This is a genomic window from [Anoxybacillus] calidus (genome assembly GCF_013760845.1).
GTDB classification, from domain to species: domain Bacteria; phylum Bacillota; class Bacilli; order Bacillales; family Anoxybacillaceae; genus Paranoxybacillus; species Paranoxybacillus calidus.
Genome location: NZ_JACDUU010000002.1, coordinates 482175 through 497442, shown reverse-complemented (window position 1 = coordinate 497442; position 15268 = coordinate 482175). Strand labels below are relative to the sequence as shown.

The following is a 15268-nucleotide window of genomic DNA, read 5'->3' as shown; positions in this document are numbered from 1 at the left end:
AGTTCATGATTACTTAACCATTTATAACCAGATAGAGCCTTTTTCAGATATTGTTCCTGTTAAATTTTCACAGGGGTTTGTACAACTATTTTTTAATTACCAATAGTGTTTTCTCATATATTTGAATGTTATTGATGTCAAAATTGTTTAGATTTATGATTTGGTCTAATTCTTTATTTCTCTCTTCTTTTTCATCACCAACCCAACAAATATATAATTCACAATAATTTCCTTCTTCAAAGTGAGGATCCAAAAGTTCACATAATGCTAGAAAACTCTTTTGTGCTTCTGTATTACTCCTTGGAAAACTCATTTTGTGGTCGAACGTGCCTACTATAAATAAAGTATAAAACGTAATGGATATTCGGTTTGACGATATATATTTCTTCATTTTGTCTCCACCGTAGGTATTCAATATTACATATCCTGATTATCTCAGAATATAACAACCTTGTTGATAGGTAATTTATGTTTTATATAACTATTCTGACACGTTTGATGAAAAGCTCATAACATGACTATTAACTTTAATTTTTTCTCACCAATTCCTTTCTTTTATCCCACAATCTGGACCAAATGTAAAAAGACGCCCTCTTATTTAAGAATGGCGCCCTTAGTGAAATAAAATTACGTTCTATTTACTAATTTACTTCTAAGGCGAAAGCATAGAAGGCATCACCATGGGAGAAGTTCGCTTCATTTTCATCCATCCACCATACTCCGTATGAATAATAATAGGTCCCTTTTTCTATAGGTGCGACAAAACGATTATCTTCCACTACCACTTCAGTTTCTCTATTCTCTTTTAACTGTACAATATGGAATTTATTTGGTTTTGGTTCATATTCCATCACGAACGTTACATCTTCACCTGGTCTTACTTTTATAGGTTTTTTGCCTTCTAATAGTTCAACTGGTCCAGCCGTATCAACACATCTCCCTTTCCAGCAATAACTGCCCAGCGTGGTTTCATACGTTTCGTTTCCTATTTTAATCAAGGTTTTTGGCGGTTTTTCCCCAACTATCCTATTGTTCGAACAACCCATGAGAGTAAGTAGAATAATAAGTAGTAATAAAAACAACCTTTTATGCATGTACGCACCTCCCGTTTACAATATCCTAAATCATATAATTTTACACATTACCCCATCCCCCTTTGCTGATTGCCTTAATTTTCGAATTATTTTATCATATTAACCATCAACATCAATATAGTCATTTTATTAATGTTTTAAATTTATAAAATAGTATTATGATATAATCTAATGATAAAAGGAGCCTATATATGAACTCATTTGTGAACAAGCCAACAGGTGTATTTCCATCCGTTTGTTCATTGGATTGCCCCGATCAATGTGGGTTACTAGTACATAAACAAGATGGAAAAATGGTGAAAATACAGGGAGATCCGAATCACCCTGTGACAAAGGGAAATATATGCAATAAAGTACGGAATATGACTGAAAGAATTTACGATCCAAAGCGCTTAAAATATCCAATGAAACGTACGGGAGCTAAAGGGGAAGGGAAATTTGAGCCGATAAGCTGGGACGAAGCGATTGAGACAATTGCTGCCAAATGGAAAGAGCTGATCCAAACAGATGGACCTGAAAGCATTCTTCCGTATAGCTTTTATGGCAACATGGGAAGACTCAGCGCCGAAGGAATGGACCGGCGGTTTTTTCATCGGTTGGGTGCCTCCCTGCTGGATCGGTCCATTTGTTCGTCAGCTGGATCGGAAGGGCTTAAATATACAATGGGAGGCGGCTTTGGAATAGACCCGGAAGATACGATACATTCGAAATTAATTATCTTCTGGGGAATCAATGCTGTAAGCACAAACATGCATCAGGTTGTACTTGCCCAAAAAGCCCGAAAAAATGGAGCAAAGATTATTGTTATTGATGTACATAAAAATCAAACCGGCCAATTCGCAGATTGGTTCATTCCAATATTGCCGGGTACCGACGCTGCTCTCGCTCTGGGCATGATGCATATTTTATTTGCCGAAAACATGGTAGACAACGATTTCTTGCAGCAATATACAGTCGGACATGAAGAGTTGCGTGAGCATGTTGTCCAGTACGATCCCATCACTGTTTCTGGAATAACAGGTGTTCCAGTTGAAGATATTTATAAATTAGCCAGGATGTATGGCCAAATCACGCCTTCGTTTATTCGAATCGGAAATGGGCTACAGCATCATGATAATGGGGGCATGTGTATTCGTACAATTGCCTGTCTTCCTGCCCTGACAGGACAATGGCTTGTAAAAGGCGGCGGGGCCATCAAGTCAAATAGTAGTTATTTGGCCCTTAATACAAAGAACTTGCAACGCCCGGATTTATTGCAAAATAAACATACACGCATCATAAATATGAACCTGCTTGGCCAGGCATTATTGGAATTAAACCCACCGATAAAATCATTATTCGTGTACGGTACAAACCCTGCGGTTGTCGCACCGGATAGCAATAAAGTAAGAAAAGGACTGGCAAGGGAAGATCTCTTTGTCGTCGTGCATGACCTATTTTTGACAGAAACAGCAAAATACGCAGATATTGTACTTCCTGCAACATCTTCATTCGAAAATACAGATCTGTATACATCATACTGGCACCATTATGTTCAAATTCAGCAGCCAGTTATTGAACGATATGGAGAGTCCAAATCAAATGTCGAAGTGTTCCAATTGCTTGCGAAAAAAATGGGCTTTGAGGATCAGTGTTTATATGAGACAGAAGAAGAAATGATTTCGCAAGCCCTTGATAACCCAAACAATCCTTACCTTGAAGGAATCGATTATGAAACATTGGTTAAAAAGCAGTATGTAAAAGCAAATGTAAAACCATTGTTGCCAGGAAAACTACCAACACCTAGTGGAAAAATTGAACTTTATTCAAGGAAGATGGAACAAGATGGCTACCCTCCTTTACCAACCTATACACCACTTGTAAACGATGGAGACTTTCCATTTTTGTTTGTGCCTGGTCCTAACCATAATTTTTTAAACACAACCTTTTCAAATAATGAAAAACATATTTCTTTTGAAAAAGAACCACGTTTGCATATGAATATTAAAGATGCTTTATCGAAAGGTATTATGGATGGAGATCAAGTCCGAGTGTGGAACAATCGAGGAGAATGTGTATTGAAGGTTTCTGTTGGAGAAAACGTACTTCCAGGTGTCGTTGTCACTCAAGGTCTCTGGGCCCATTCCCCAGGTACGAAACATCTGGTAAATTCTCTTACTCCTGACCGAGTTGCCGATATGGGCAATGGAGCGACTTTCTTTTCTGGTCGTGTAGACGTAGAGAAACTTTAGGATTGAGATAGTTAATTATATTTTTAGACAAGTAATCTGAATATTGAATAAATATTTGTAATTCATTAACGAGTATGTTTTTACTATTTTCCCATTAAAATATCCTTCCCCCCTGTGTGTTTGTGGCTGACATGGAGTGTCTGCGGACATGGGTTGCGAAGCGGCAAGCAAGGAAATGGTTCAGCAGATAAAGCTTTCTAACTGCTGCATAAAAAAATGGGGGGTATGCAGCCCCTTATTCAATTAAATAGCTCGTTAATGGAACAGTTTTTACCTTTTTATTACTGCACATGAATTTATCGTTTATGGAGGACTTTATAATCTGAAGAAATCCTGCATAAAAAACGGGGTTTTATACAATCTCTTCTTCAACCAAACACCCGATCGTTGAACAAAATTTAATTATGCTCCTCAATTCTGAATGATGAGGCTTTCCATGAAGTAGTAAGAGAGTCGAGTTTCTTAGAGAGGTCATTTCAAAAGAAGAGCTATTCTTCCCTTTTGGGAAGAATAGCTCTTTTTTCTATATCATAATCAAAACCTCTACCAGATCCTACTTCTTATAATTAAGGTTGGTTGTTTCATACACTAACAAGTATGCATCATCGTCATCCGGCACAGCGTAAAGTCGCAGCTCATCACCAGCATTCTCCAGAAACACTGGATTACGGGTCATGACATGTCCTTGTGGAGAAAACTCCATGAATGGCACTTCATGAATCGTATTCAATTTTTTCATATCAATCAATGCTAATCCTCCTAGCTCGTAAGGCTTAGTATATTCAGTTGCAGGGTTTGGAAGTTCAGAAATACCACCGCAAACCATTTTACCTTGTCCCACGCCTTCACAATCTTGATAATCGATAAAGTGACTGGAGTTTACTTTTACACGCATCTGTTGACCTTTTTCATCCCACTCATAGAATTTACGCGAACCCCAGCTCACTCCAATAAGTTTTCCACTTTGGGCGTCATGAACCATTCCGCCAATATGGTCATTGACCCGGAATGCTTCTTCTACTTTCATAGTCTCATAATTAACTTTGTAGATAATGGAGTGGCTGTTAGGGCGATATTCGGCCACAGGAACCCAGATGTATTTGCCGTCGAAAGCTATGCCGCCCGGATGATATATCATCCCTTCACCAAGCTGGATGTCTTTCAGTAGTTTACCTTCTTTGTTAAAGACAAACAAGTGGCCGACTCCTTTTCCTGGAGTGCGATCATATCCATCTCGAGGCTGGTCATACTTCACTGGTTTTTCGATGATTTCCACAGAGGACATATAATAGAGGTCTCCGATTCGAGTCATTCCTTGTGGGTGATAGGCATTAAATTGTAGATGAATCTTTTCTTTTTGCTGCCACTTCGTGTTACGGGAAAGCTGCTGGAACTGATCATCTAGTATTTGCTCTTTTGCACTGATACTGTTCGATTGATGCATTGCTAGAGCTGTGGATGCGACACCAATTAAAAGTGTTGCGGTAACGGTGAATACAATTTTTCTCACGATGATGATCCTCCTATTCAGTATAAAAATTTTCCCTTTTTCAATTCCATTTTATTTTTTCCCGAATCATGCAAAAAGCCTTTCCCTGTAACTTTTACAGAAATTTTAAATGAAGTTTACATCGTAAAGAAAAATGCACTTGAGAGAATTTTCATTTTATATATGAATCAATTTTCATCATTCCTTAAAAACTGTGCTTCTACAAGGATTATCATTTTTTTATTACAAAAATTTACAATATATAAACTTAAAATTTATAATACTCAAACAATATTATGGTCTAATGAAAGTAGATTTTATGATTAAAGGAGGAATTGCAATGAAGAAACGATTTTTTTCTCTAGCTTTACCTGTCGTTGTTACTCTTATTCCGCTTTTGGGGCTTTTCCCGCACACTTCATCTGCTGCTACTTACACGGCTACTATTGATCGGGTAGTAGATGGCGACACGGTTTATCTCAAAGAAACGATCCAAGGGACGAACAAGGTAAGAATGCTTTCCATCGATACTCCTGAAACCAACTATCAAGGACAAGCTCAAGAGCCTTGGGGAACCACGGCAAAGAACTATCTTAATCAACTCCTTCCATCCGGAACCCGTGTAACGATTGAGACGGATGTAGAGGAAACAGATGCTTATGGCCGTTTACTCGCTCATATCCATAAAGGCTCATTAGATATCAATAAAGAAATGGTTCGTCAAGGACATGCCGTGACTTACTACATCTGGCCAAATATGCTTCATTTCGAAGAGTATCAGCAAGCTTATCTTGAAGCAAAACAGAACGGTCGGGGAATGTGGAATCCATCCAATCCCATTCCGGAACTTCCTTTTGAGTTTCGTGACCGCGTCTCAGGACAATCTCAAGACAAGTATGTAGGGGATTTCTTCACCCATAAATATGTTGTACCAAACGACTATACACAAATCCCGATTGAAAAGCGTGTGTTTTTCTTTACGGAATCGGATGCTCTTTCTGCTGGATATACAAAAGAAGGTTCTACAGTCTCTAGTGATCTTGTGATTAATGAGGTTCTACCTGCATCCGGAACTATCTATCCGAAAGAGTTTGTAGAAATCTATAACCCAACAGATTCTCCCGTTGATTTATCTGGCTATATCATTGATGATATTGTCAATGGGGGTTCTTCTCCTTATACCATTCCAAATGGAACGACCATCCCTGCAAAAGGATACTTTGTATGGGAAACTACTGCATATTACAATAATTCCGGAGACGATGTGACTTTAAAATCCCCGGATGGAACCATTATTGATCAGTATCACTACTCTTCTTCTGTTGCAGATAAGTCTTGGGTACGGATGCCAGACGGAGGAAGCTGGTCTGCTACGATGGATTCAACACCGACCAAAGGAGCTTCTAACAACTAATTAGAAAATAAGCCTAAATTATAGCAACAGTAAGCGACCTTGATCATCCTGATTAGAATGACAAGGTCGCCTTCACTATTTCCTCATTTATTTATTATTTTTAACCCTCTACATTAGCTTTATTGGTAGATGGATTATTTTATCATTTTATCTTCAACTGATCTAGAACGTCAATTGAAGAAATAAGGAAGGTACGATTCGATCTCCATAAACACAATCAGATAACACCAGTTTATTTTCTCTACACATTCCCCTTTTTATTTAACTTTCTGATCCACATGATTCCCAAGCTATCAATCTCTATGAGTTTGGCGACACGCTCTTGACAAACAGAAGGACACTATTATATTCTAAAAACATCTTTTACACTTAACTACATAAAAGCATAAAAGCGTAAAAGCGTTTAAGTAAAAAAGTTTAGAAAGGAAATTTATGAAAATGAAAAAGCCGCTTTCATCTTAACAGCCTTTGGTCATTATCTCACCTATTTTTCTAAAATTTTATAACACTATCATTATCTGTAACAAACCATCATTTAATATTTTGACAGAAGGGCAGGAGCAACATGGAAAAAAATCATCAAGATTTAAAGAAAGGTTTATTGCCTAGGCACGTCCAGTTCATTGCTTTAGCAGGCATGATTGGAACGGGTATTTTTAAAGGAAGTTCAGAGACTTTAAATATAGCGGGGCCAAGTGTCGTTTTTGCTTACTTATTAGGAGGCCTATTATTATTTATTGTGATGACGGCATTGGCTGAGATGGCCATTGTCTATCCCAACTTAAACGTTCAGCATCTTGTATATAAAGCTTTTGGCTTTCATATATCCTTTATCGTAGGATGGCTTTATTGGATCAATTGGATTATTGTCACCATTGTCGAAATTTTAGCAGCGGGAAGCTTTCTAAAATATTGGTTTCCATCCGTACCGTTATGGCTTTTAAGTTTCCTTTGTACCGTCTTAATCGTCGGAATTAACTTGTTTCAAGTGAAGTACTATGGGGAGATTGAGTTTTGGTTCGCGGGAATTAAAATTATCGCATTAACAGCTTTTATTATTCTAGGTTTTTGTATTTTATTAGGAATCATTCCAAGCAATATTGATGATCCTTTGTCTAACTACACGGAACATGGCGGGTTCTTTCCTCATGGAATCGGAGGAATGCTAAGTGCCTTTTTAGTCGTTATGTTTTCATATGGCGGGGCAGAGTTAATTGGTGTCGCTGTTACTGAAACAAAAGATGCAGAGAAGGTATTGCCAAAAGTAATTAAGGGAACCATGTGGAGAGTTATTCTTTTTTATATTCTTCCTATTCTTATTATATGCGGTTTAATGCCATGGAATAAAGTTACGGGGGAAGAAAGTCCATTTGTTCAGGTATTCAGCATCACAGGGCTGCCTGGAGCCGCTCATATCATGAATTTTGTTCTTATAACAGCCGTTTTATCAGCAGCAAACTCTGGGATCTATGCAACTTCCAGAACATTATATTCAATGGCTCAAAGCGGTGAAGCTCCAACAAGGTTTTTAAAGATTTCCAAACAAGGAATACCTATAAACTGTATTATTATAACAGCAATATGTATTTTGTTTGGGGTATTTTTAGCTTATATGACTCCAGATCAAGTCATTGGCTATTTAATGACCATACCTGGTTTTACGATTCTTTTATTATGGATGAGCATTTGTTTAGCTCAACTAAAGCTCCGTTCCCATTATAAGGAGAAACCTTTCTTCCAGGTAAAATGGTTCCCATACACAACTATTTTGGCAATCGTATCTTTATTGATCATCTTCATCTCTTTTATATTTAATAAAAATAATATCATCGGTTCTACTGTTTGCCTTGTCATATTAGTGCTACTGACTACATTCTCTTTTATGAATAAAAACAAAAGAGAAAAAAGCAGTGAATATAACAAGGAGGAAAAAAAGGGTCTGGTGCAAAATCTCTGAAACCTGGACATTACAAGGCCCGTTGACAAACGTGGGTTGTATTCTAGAAAACACAGCCATTCCTAGTTATCATTGATGGTTGGTGATATGTTTTTATTAGTGTTCAAAAACCTCGGATTGAATAGAATCCGAGGTTTTTTGATTGCATTGATTATCTTTGAAGTCCTGGATATTGCCAAATTCCAGAAACTCTAAACAGATCACGGTAGATCACAAGCATTTCATCTTTTGTTACTTTATGTGCTTCCTCGATTGTTGGATAGTCCAAATACACAACGTTGGTGAAGTTTCTGTTCGTATTTTTGCCATTCATTTTATCGTAAAAATCGCTGGCTTCTTTAAATACCGTTAACGCTCTTCTCATGTGGCTTGCACTTGTTACAAGCGTCACGTCTTTTATTCCCTCTTTTTCAAGGATGGCAGTTGTGAAAAGGGCATTTTCGACAGTATCTGTTAACTTATTTTCGAGAATAATTCGATCTTTATCAATTCCTTGAGAAATCAACCAGTTGCTCATGGCATCTGCTTCTGTAATTCCTTGTTTAGGAACTCCACCAGTTACCATGATCTTTGAATTTTCTGTATAAATATTTTTAGAGATTATCAGAACATGGTGACCATCCCATTTTTAAGGATATTTGTTTGCCTAAAACAGGATGACTCCCCCTACATTGCTCCATTCGTTGTGTGTCTATAACTAGACTAATATCAAACAGCAGCCCTAGCTAAGCGCACGAAAAAACAAAGGGATGGTATGCCCCCATCCCTTTTACTTACTCTATTTATTATTTATTTTAAATCCGGCAATTGACCTGCTTCTTAAGATGATTGTATTATTTCTTACTCCATTTTGTATCCACTTTAACCCCTGCATCAAGCAAAAGATTCAATACAGGACATCTTCTCTCTACTTCATTTTTCAGCTGCTCAATTCTCTCTTCGCTTTCTTCTGTTTCGATATTCACTTGGAAACGAACTTTTTGGAAGTGCGTGCGAACGCCCTCTTCCCCCATTAGTCCACGGGTATCAATAATGCCTGTTGTTTCAAAATCAATTCCCGAGAAAGTAAAGTTTAATTCTTGAGCAACTAATGGAATCATCACTCCATTACAACCGTTCAGAGCTGCAGCTACATATTCCAGTGGAGTTGGCGCTGTATCACCCCCTCCTAATTCTGCTGGTTCATCCATAGAAAAAGTAGGAAAATTTCGTATAGAGATATTGGTTTTAACACCGGATTCCCATTTACCTGTAGCAGACACTTTAAATAATGTAGAAGACTTAGCCATACTCTTTCCTCCTTTAACGAAATAAATTTTTCAGAATTAAATAAATTATAAAAAAATAACAATCAGGTGTAAAGAAAAAAGATTCAAAGTCACGTCTTGATCATAAATGTCATCCTTTATGGATTTGAGCAGGGACCAACTGTAGCCATCCATTATCATTTTTAATTATGAATTTTAAAATGAATGAAACACTAATGATATTCCCCATAAAATAAATATGTTAGAATGAGAGGAAACACCTCTTGATGGAAAGGAATGGACCATTTGGCAAATACGCATACGTTTACGAAAATGGAGGAAGTCGTCAACTCCATCACTCACGGGATTGGAGCATTATTAAGCATAGCGGGCCTCGTGATTTTGGTTGTAATGGCATCGATTTATGGAAGTGAGTGGCATGTTGTAAGCTTTAGTTTGTTTGGCAGCACAATGCTTATGTTATATTTAGCATCTACAATCGTTCATGGTCTACCAGAAGGAAGAGTAAAACAACTGTTTCAGATTTTCGACCATTCCTCCATTTATTTTTTCATCGCTGGGACCTATACTCCTTTTCTTTTTCTAGCGGTAAAAGGAGCAATAGGTTGGACATTATTTGGAGTCGTTTGGGGTTTTGCTGTTGCAGGCACTGTTTTTAAATGTTTTTTTGTCAATCGATTTTTATACACTTCAACAACTTTATATGTCGTTATGGGATGGCTCATTGTGTTTGCATGGAAACCATTAGTCGCTAGTCTTTCTTCTAAAGGATTAATGTTCCTTGTATTAGGTGGAATATTATATACAGTCGGGGCTATATTTTATGTATGGCGAGGGTTTAAATTTCACCATGCCATCTGGCATCTTTTTGTATTAGCAGGTTCCACCTCTCATTTCTTCGCAGTCTTATTTTTACTTCCGGTTTTTTGATGGATTTACATGTTTAGAAATCATCTATGTCTAAATTACAAAGTGAAGCTTCGGAACATTTTGAAGCTTCACTTCATAGCTATCCATTCTCCTCTTCTGTATTCGTTTATGGAATGAATCCCGAATCATCACCAAGATGGATAAACACCACTCACCATTCTTATTACTCACCAAGATCTTCTCCGTTTGTCTTCATCACATTTTGATACCAATAGAAACTTTTCTTGATGTCCCATATCAATGACGGAAGGTCCCTTTCTATCCTCATTCCAAGCACCTTCTGAAAGGTAAGTTATACAAGTAAATCACTCTATTTCTCCATATCGCCAATCAAATGTGGAAATAGATCGAGAAAAGTATTTAAAATCTTTCTAGAGAGATAATGGCTAATCAAAAGATTCCAATTAAAAAATTAGTTGTTATATCATTTTGTAAAAAAACATTAAGTAAGAAGGTGAAGAAATGTTAGCGCAATGGTTAAAGACATCCATGTATACGGTCGTACTTACAGGGGCTGGTATGTCGACAGAAAGCGGGCTGCCTGATTTCCGTTCGGCACAAACCGGATTATGGAATAAGAAAAATCCACAACAGCTAGCGAGTACATACGCACTCGCGCACAATCGGGATGAGTTTATTGCATTTTATCAATATCGTATTCGTACGCTTCATCAATGCAAGCCGCATGCAGGACATATTCTTTTATCCGAATGGGAGAAACGAGGAATTATTCAGAACATCATTACGCAAAATGTGGACGGATTTCACCAACAAGCAGGCAGTGAAAACGTTATCGAACTTCACGGGTCATTGAGAACCGTTCACTGTCAATCCTGTCATAAGGTATACGCCAGCGATATGTATATAAATGAAAACTTTCATTGTGCTTGTGGCGGTTTTTTGCGCCCTTCCGTCGTCTTATTTGGCGAATCATTGCCATCGGATGCGATCGAGAAGGCATGGCTTGCTGCGCAAAAAGCGGAATTATTGATCGTGTTAGGCTCTTCATTACAAGTATCACCAGCCAATCAACTGCCGCTCATCGCCAAACGAAGCGGAGCCAAACTGGCCATCGTGAATATGGAACCGACGGAATTGGATGAATGGGCGGATTTGGTCATCCATCATCAAAAAATCGGTGAAGTTCTTAAAGAAATGGACAATGAGCTAAAGGCAGGTGAATAGAAAATGAACGTTTCGACTATTTTGCGGAAGGCGCTTGACGAAATGGGTGACCAAACAGCCATCATCCAATGCCAAAGCGTGTCTGGCGGCGATATCAATTCCGCCTTTTATGTACGAAGCGAATGTCGTTCGTATTTTGTAAAAATCAATCAAAATATTCCTCCTCGTTTTTTCAAAAGTGAGGCGGCCGGTCTTGAACTTCTGAGGAAAACGAATGAGGTTCAAGTTCCAAACGTGTATCACGTCATGGAAGCAGAAGATGGAGCCTATGGCTTGCTATTGCTTGAATGGATTGAAGGAGAAAAAACGGAACAAACAGCCGTTTTGCTTGGCCAAGCAGTCGCTCAGCTTCATCAATGTTATGGTCAACATTTTGGTTTAGCGGAAGACAATTATATCGGCCTTCTTCCGCAAAAAAATGGATGGTATGAAAACTGGATCGATTATTTTACCGAATGCCGGCTTCTTCCTCAAATCCAATTAGCGGAACAAAAAGGAAGAATGCCAACAGCTAGACGAAACAAACTAGAAAAATTGTTAGTTTCGCTTGATCGGTGGCTTCCACAAAAATGTCAGCCTTCTTTACTACATGGTGACCTTTGGGGAGGAAATTGGATTGTCGGAGCAAAAGGAGTTCCTTACCTCATCGATCCTTCTGTGTTTTATGGTCATTACGAATTCGAATTGGCATTTACGGAATTATTTGGCGGATTTCCAGATCCGTTCTATCAAGCATACAGCGAGGTTCAACCACTTTCTCCAGAATATAAGGAAAGAAAAGAACTGTATCAACTTTTTTATTTGCTTGTTCATCTCAATCTGTTCGGAGAAACATACGGTTATTCTGTCGATCGAATCTTGCAGAGGTATGTTGGATAAGCTTAACCTTCTCCTTGGTTAAAAGTTTTAACATTTTGGTTTATTTGACGAGATGGTTGGTAGTTTAATTTTGAACACCAATAAAAAAGAGCATGTGATCGGAATTTTTCCGTTTACATGGCTCTTTTTTGTCTTTAGGCTATAAGATTCCCACTCATGAAATGGGACATTTATAAAATTTTCCGAATTTGAAAATTATCTTCAAGTAATAGCCAATTTTGTGGGTATGGATAACCAAGGACCCAATAGCTAATTCCGCGTAGACCATAATCCTTCACCGCATCAAATTTGGCCTGGGCGCTGCGTGCATCTTCAAACCAAACTTCATGCGTACGACCTTGACTATCGACATATCGGTAAAACGGCGATTCAGCTGTCCGATCATATTGGATGGTCGCTCCATATCGAATCGCTCGCTCAATCGCTTCCTGCGGACTAAACGTTTCCGCCTCTTGTCCCTGTACATGAGGAAGAAGCCAGTCGCGGGCGTACACTTGGAAGCCCATAAAAATTTTGTTTCTCGGTATGACCGTGACGGCATAATCAAGAACACGTTTGATTTGATTAAGCGGTGAAATCGCCTGAGGAGGGCCTAGCCTATATCCCCATTCATACGTCATTAGAATCACAAAGTCAACAATTCTTCCATGCGCAGGATAATCATGTGCTTCATATAAAAGCCCTTTTTGTTCGCCACTGGTCTTCGGAGCAACGGACGTTGAAACAAAATATCCTTGTGGATGAAGTCTGTCAACAGCACGCTGCAGAAATTGATTATACAACTCACGATTAGCTGGATAGACATTTTCAAAATCAATGTTTAAACCCCGATATCCTTTTTCTTTCATCGTATTGACAATATTGGTTAACAATCGATCTTGCAGATTAGTACTTGAAAGGATTGTTCTCGCCAACCGGGATCCGGGATCTTTGTACGTAAAATTCGTGATACACATCATTGGAACAACTTTCTCTGCTATGGCAGCTTGAATAATCGGGGTGTCATTAATCGAATCCAATCCACCATCTTCTCTTATAATGTAAGCAAAAGGGGACGCGTATGTTAAATGACGGCCTACTTCCCGGACTAGCCGAGCTCCTTCTTCTCCCATATGAAGTGTAAAGGCGTTTACCTCAATGGTTGGCTTGTAAAAAGGGATGGATAAAATCGTGCCAGGATAAATGAGATTCGGGTTGGTAATTTGATTTATCCTAATGATTTCCTGAACCGTGGTGCCATAGCGCTGAGCAATTTGACTTAACGTTTCCCCACGCTGAACCGTATGCGTTCTTGGAGGAATTACCAAAACGGTTCCAGGATAAATCTGGGAAGAAGGACTGATTCGATTGGCCTGAACGATAGCCTCAATCGATGTTCCATACCGCCTGGCAATCATCCATAATGTCTCTCCTGAACGGACAGTATGATATTTGAAGGGGGTTGGAATGACTAGCGCTTGGCCGACAACCAAACGATTTGGATCTGCCAACCGGTTTGCAGTTACAATTTGATTAATGGTAACGCCGTAACGCTGTGCAATCAACCATAAGTTTTCCCCTCTTTGTACCACATGGATTTGCATCCGCATCTCTCCCTAAAAAGTCATGTATCTATATCTACTATATTCCTTTCATGTTCTTTTATTAGTAACAAAACCCAACACAAGGTCTAACGAAATATACAAGATAATCAAGAATTTTTAATTGGCAAGGGAAGGTCAGCATAAAAAAGAACGCCTTCTTCACAGCGTTCTGATAAACTCTGTTATTATTAATTGTAGGTATTTCTATTTGCATGTTTAGAAGCGAAAAACCCTGTCATACCGCTGATAAAACTTGGTGGTAAACTCCAAAGGAAAAACCCCCATTTTCCAGTAAACATGCTCACTACTAAAAAAAATATTGGAAAGACAATCATCACGCCTATGGAAATTTTTTGATATTTGTTCATAAGTTTTCAACCCCCCCTTTTTTTATTTGAAATTTGACCACTGTTTTCCTTTTTATTTAGCAACAATCTTTTAAGAAACAGCCTTTCCGTTCATAAACGAACCGATATGAATCATATAAACAGTCCTTCTAATGTTCCACCTTTTTAATAAAGGCTTTTGTCCGTTCTTCCTTCGGATGATGGAAAAACTCTTTCGGATGACCTTCCTCTACAATGACTCCGCCATCCATAAAAATGATGCGGTCTCCAACCTCTTTGGCGAACTTCATTTCATGTGTGACTAAAACCATCGTCATACCTTCTTCAGCCAATTCGCGGATGACATTTAATACTTCACCGACCAACTCGGGATCGAGAGCAGACGTCGCTTCATCAAACAACATCGCTTTTGGTTCCATAGCAAGCGCTCGTGCAATTGCCACACGTTGTTGTTGTCCTCCGGATAATTGACTTGGGTAATAGTTCATTCTTTCAGCTAACCCAACCTTTCTTAAATATTTCTCTGCTGTTTCACGAGCGGCTTCCTTTGATTTCTTACGGATTTTCATCTGTGCAGCCATTACGTTTTCCAGTGCCGTCATCGTTGGAAATAAATTAAATCGTTGAAAAACCATTCCTATTTCTGTTCGAAGAGCCGCCACATGCTTTTCATTCAGCTTTTCATTCGGCTTCACAAAATAATGTCCATCTATTCTAACCGTTCCTGATGTAGGAATCTCTAGAAAGTTAAGACATCTTAGAAACGTGGATTTTCCAGAACCAGAAGGACCAATAATGACCACTTTCTCTCCCTTTTTTACTGTCATATTAATTCCTTTTAAAATCTCATTTGATCCAAATGATTTTCTAAGATCACGCACTTCAATCATC

General features: G+C 38.4%; 13 protein-coding genes. 6 read left to right on the top strand and 7 right to left on the bottom strand.

Annotation, left to right across the window (positions count from 1 at the left end):
- Nucleotides 1-641 precede the first annotated feature (641 nt).
- Entirely contained in the window at nucleotides 642-1094 is a 453-nt protein-coding gene (locus tag HNQ85_RS06690) for a hypothetical protein (protein WP_246326794.1), read from the bottom strand.
- Between the two features lie 191 nt (nucleotides 1095-1285).
- Here HNQ85_RS06690 and HNQ85_RS06685 point away from each other — a divergent pair, with 191 nt between their 5' ends.
- On the top strand, nucleotides 1286-3325 hold the full coding sequence (locus HNQ85_RS06685) for a molybdopterin oxidoreductase family protein (protein WP_181536963.1): 2040 nt from the start codon (nucleotides 1286-1288) through the stop codon (nucleotides 3323-3325).
- A gap of 553 nt (nucleotides 3326-3878) precedes the next feature.
- Here HNQ85_RS06685 and HNQ85_RS06680 read toward each other — a convergent pair.
- Nucleotides 3879-4835, bottom strand: coding sequence for a DUF6454 family protein (locus tag HNQ85_RS06680; RefSeq protein WP_181536962.1), 957 nt, complete (start codon nucleotides 4833-4835; stop codon nucleotides 3879-3881).
- Between the two features lie 319 nt (nucleotides 4836-5154).
- Here HNQ85_RS06680 and HNQ85_RS06675 point away from each other — a divergent pair, with 319 nt between their 5' ends.
- Both HNQ85_RS06675 and HNQ85_RS06670 read left to right on the top strand, forming a co-directional pair.
- Nucleotides 5155-6228: a thermonuclease family protein gene (locus HNQ85_RS06675; protein WP_181536961.1), complete on the top strand. Its 1074-nt coding sequence runs from the start codon at nucleotides 5155-5157 to the stop codon at nucleotides 6226-6228.
- Between the two features lie 565 nt (nucleotides 6229-6793).
- Nucleotides 6794-8185 (top strand): amino acid permease, encoded by a 1392-nt coding sequence (locus HNQ85_RS06670; protein WP_181536960.1) that lies wholly within the window; start codon nucleotides 6794-6796, stop codon nucleotides 8183-8185.
- A gap of 151 nt (nucleotides 8186-8336) precedes the next feature.
- Here the strand turns inward: HNQ85_RS06670 and HNQ85_RS06665 are convergent, their stop codons facing one another.
- Complete coding sequence (locus HNQ85_RS06665) at nucleotides 8337-8774, bottom strand: YdcF family protein (protein WP_343046491.1); 438 nt, start codon at nucleotides 8772-8774, stop codon at nucleotides 8337-8339.
- Between the two features lie 244 nt (nucleotides 8775-9018).
- The gene (locus tag HNQ85_RS06660) at nucleotides 9019-9474 is read right to left on the bottom strand and encodes an OsmC family protein (protein WP_181536959.1); all 456 of its coding nucleotides are present in this window, start codon (nucleotides 9472-9474) and stop codon (nucleotides 9019-9021) included.
- Nucleotides 9475-9738: 264 nt separating this feature from the next.
- Between HNQ85_RS06660 and trhA the strand changes: the two genes are divergently transcribed.
- The 3 genes from trhA to HNQ85_RS06645 all read left to right on the top strand — a co-directional run bounded on the left by trhA (nucleotide 9739) and on the right by HNQ85_RS06645 (nucleotide 12447).
- Nucleotides 9739-10383, top strand: coding sequence for a PAQR family membrane homeostasis protein TrhA (gene trhA, locus HNQ85_RS06655; protein WP_181536958.1), 645 nt, complete (start codon nucleotides 9739-9741; stop codon nucleotides 10381-10383).
- Between the two features lie 462 nt (nucleotides 10384-10845).
- Entirely contained in the window at nucleotides 10846-11568 is a 723-nt protein-coding gene (locus tag HNQ85_RS06650) for an NAD-dependent deacylase (protein ID WP_181536957.1), read from the top strand.
- 3 nt (nucleotides 11569-11571) lie between these two features.
- Entirely contained in the window at nucleotides 11572-12447 is an 876-nt protein-coding gene (locus HNQ85_RS06645; protein ID WP_181536956.1) for a fructosamine kinase family protein, read from the top strand.
- Nucleotides 12448-12617: 170 nt separating this feature from the next.
- Here the strand turns inward: HNQ85_RS06645 and HNQ85_RS06640 are convergent, their stop codons facing one another.
- The 3 genes from HNQ85_RS06640 to HNQ85_RS06630 all read right to left on the bottom strand — a co-directional run bounded on the left by HNQ85_RS06640 (nucleotide 12618) and on the right by HNQ85_RS06630 (nucleotide 15267).
- Nucleotides 12618-14030 (bottom strand): LysM peptidoglycan-binding domain-containing protein, encoded by a 1413-nt coding sequence (locus HNQ85_RS06640; protein ID WP_181536955.1) that lies wholly within the window; start codon nucleotides 14028-14030, stop codon nucleotides 12618-12620.
- A 188-nt stretch (nucleotides 14031-14218) separates the two neighbouring features.
- Nucleotides 14219-14398, bottom strand: coding sequence for a hypothetical protein (locus HNQ85_RS06635; protein WP_181536954.1), 180 nt, complete (start codon nucleotides 14396-14398; stop codon nucleotides 14219-14221).
- 128 nt (nucleotides 14399-14526) lie between these two features.
- Nucleotides 14527-15267 carry an amino acid ABC transporter ATP-binding protein gene (locus HNQ85_RS06630; protein WP_181537015.1) on the bottom strand — a complete coding sequence of 247 codons (741 nt, stop codon included), beginning with the start codon at nucleotides 15265-15267 and terminating at the stop codon, nucleotides 14527-14529.
- Nucleotide 15268 lies beyond the last annotated feature (1 nt).

Coding starts and splice junctions, on each gene's coding strand:
- HNQ85_RS06690 (WP_246326794.1), bottom strand. CDS start 1,094: ATGCATAAAAGGTTGTTTTTATTACTACTTATTATTCTACTTACTCTC.
- HNQ85_RS06685 (WP_181536963.1), top strand. CDS start 1,286: ATGAACTCATTTGTGAACAAGCCAACAGGTGTATTTCCATCCGTTTGT.
- HNQ85_RS06675 (WP_181536961.1), top strand. CDS start 5,155: ATGAAGAAACGATTTTTTTCTCTAGCTTTACCTGTCGTTGTTACTCTT.
- HNQ85_RS06670 (WP_181536960.1), top strand. CDS start 6,794: ATGGAAAAAAATCATCAAGATTTAAAGAAAGGTTTATTGCCTAGGCAC.
- HNQ85_RS06660 (WP_181536959.1), bottom strand. CDS start 9,474: ATGGCTAAGTCTTCTACATTATTTAAAGTGTCTGCTACAGGTAAATGG.
- HNQ85_RS06650 (WP_181536957.1), top strand. CDS start 10,846: ATGTTAGCGCAATGGTTAAAGACATCCATGTATACGGTCGTACTTACA.
- HNQ85_RS06645 (WP_181536956.1), top strand. CDS start 11,572: ATGAACGTTTCGACTATTTTGCGGAAGGCGCTTGACGAAATGGGTGAC.
- HNQ85_RS06640 (WP_181536955.1), bottom strand. CDS start 14,030: ATGCAAATCCATGTGGTACAAAGAGGGGAAAACTTATGGTTGATTGCA.
- HNQ85_RS06635 (WP_181536954.1), bottom strand. CDS start 14,398: ATGAACAAATATCAAAAAATTTCCATAGGCGTGATGATTGTCTTTCCA.
- HNQ85_RS06630 (WP_181537015.1), bottom strand. CDS start 15,267: ATGATTGAAGTGCGTGATCTTAGAAAATCATTTGGATCAAATGAGATT.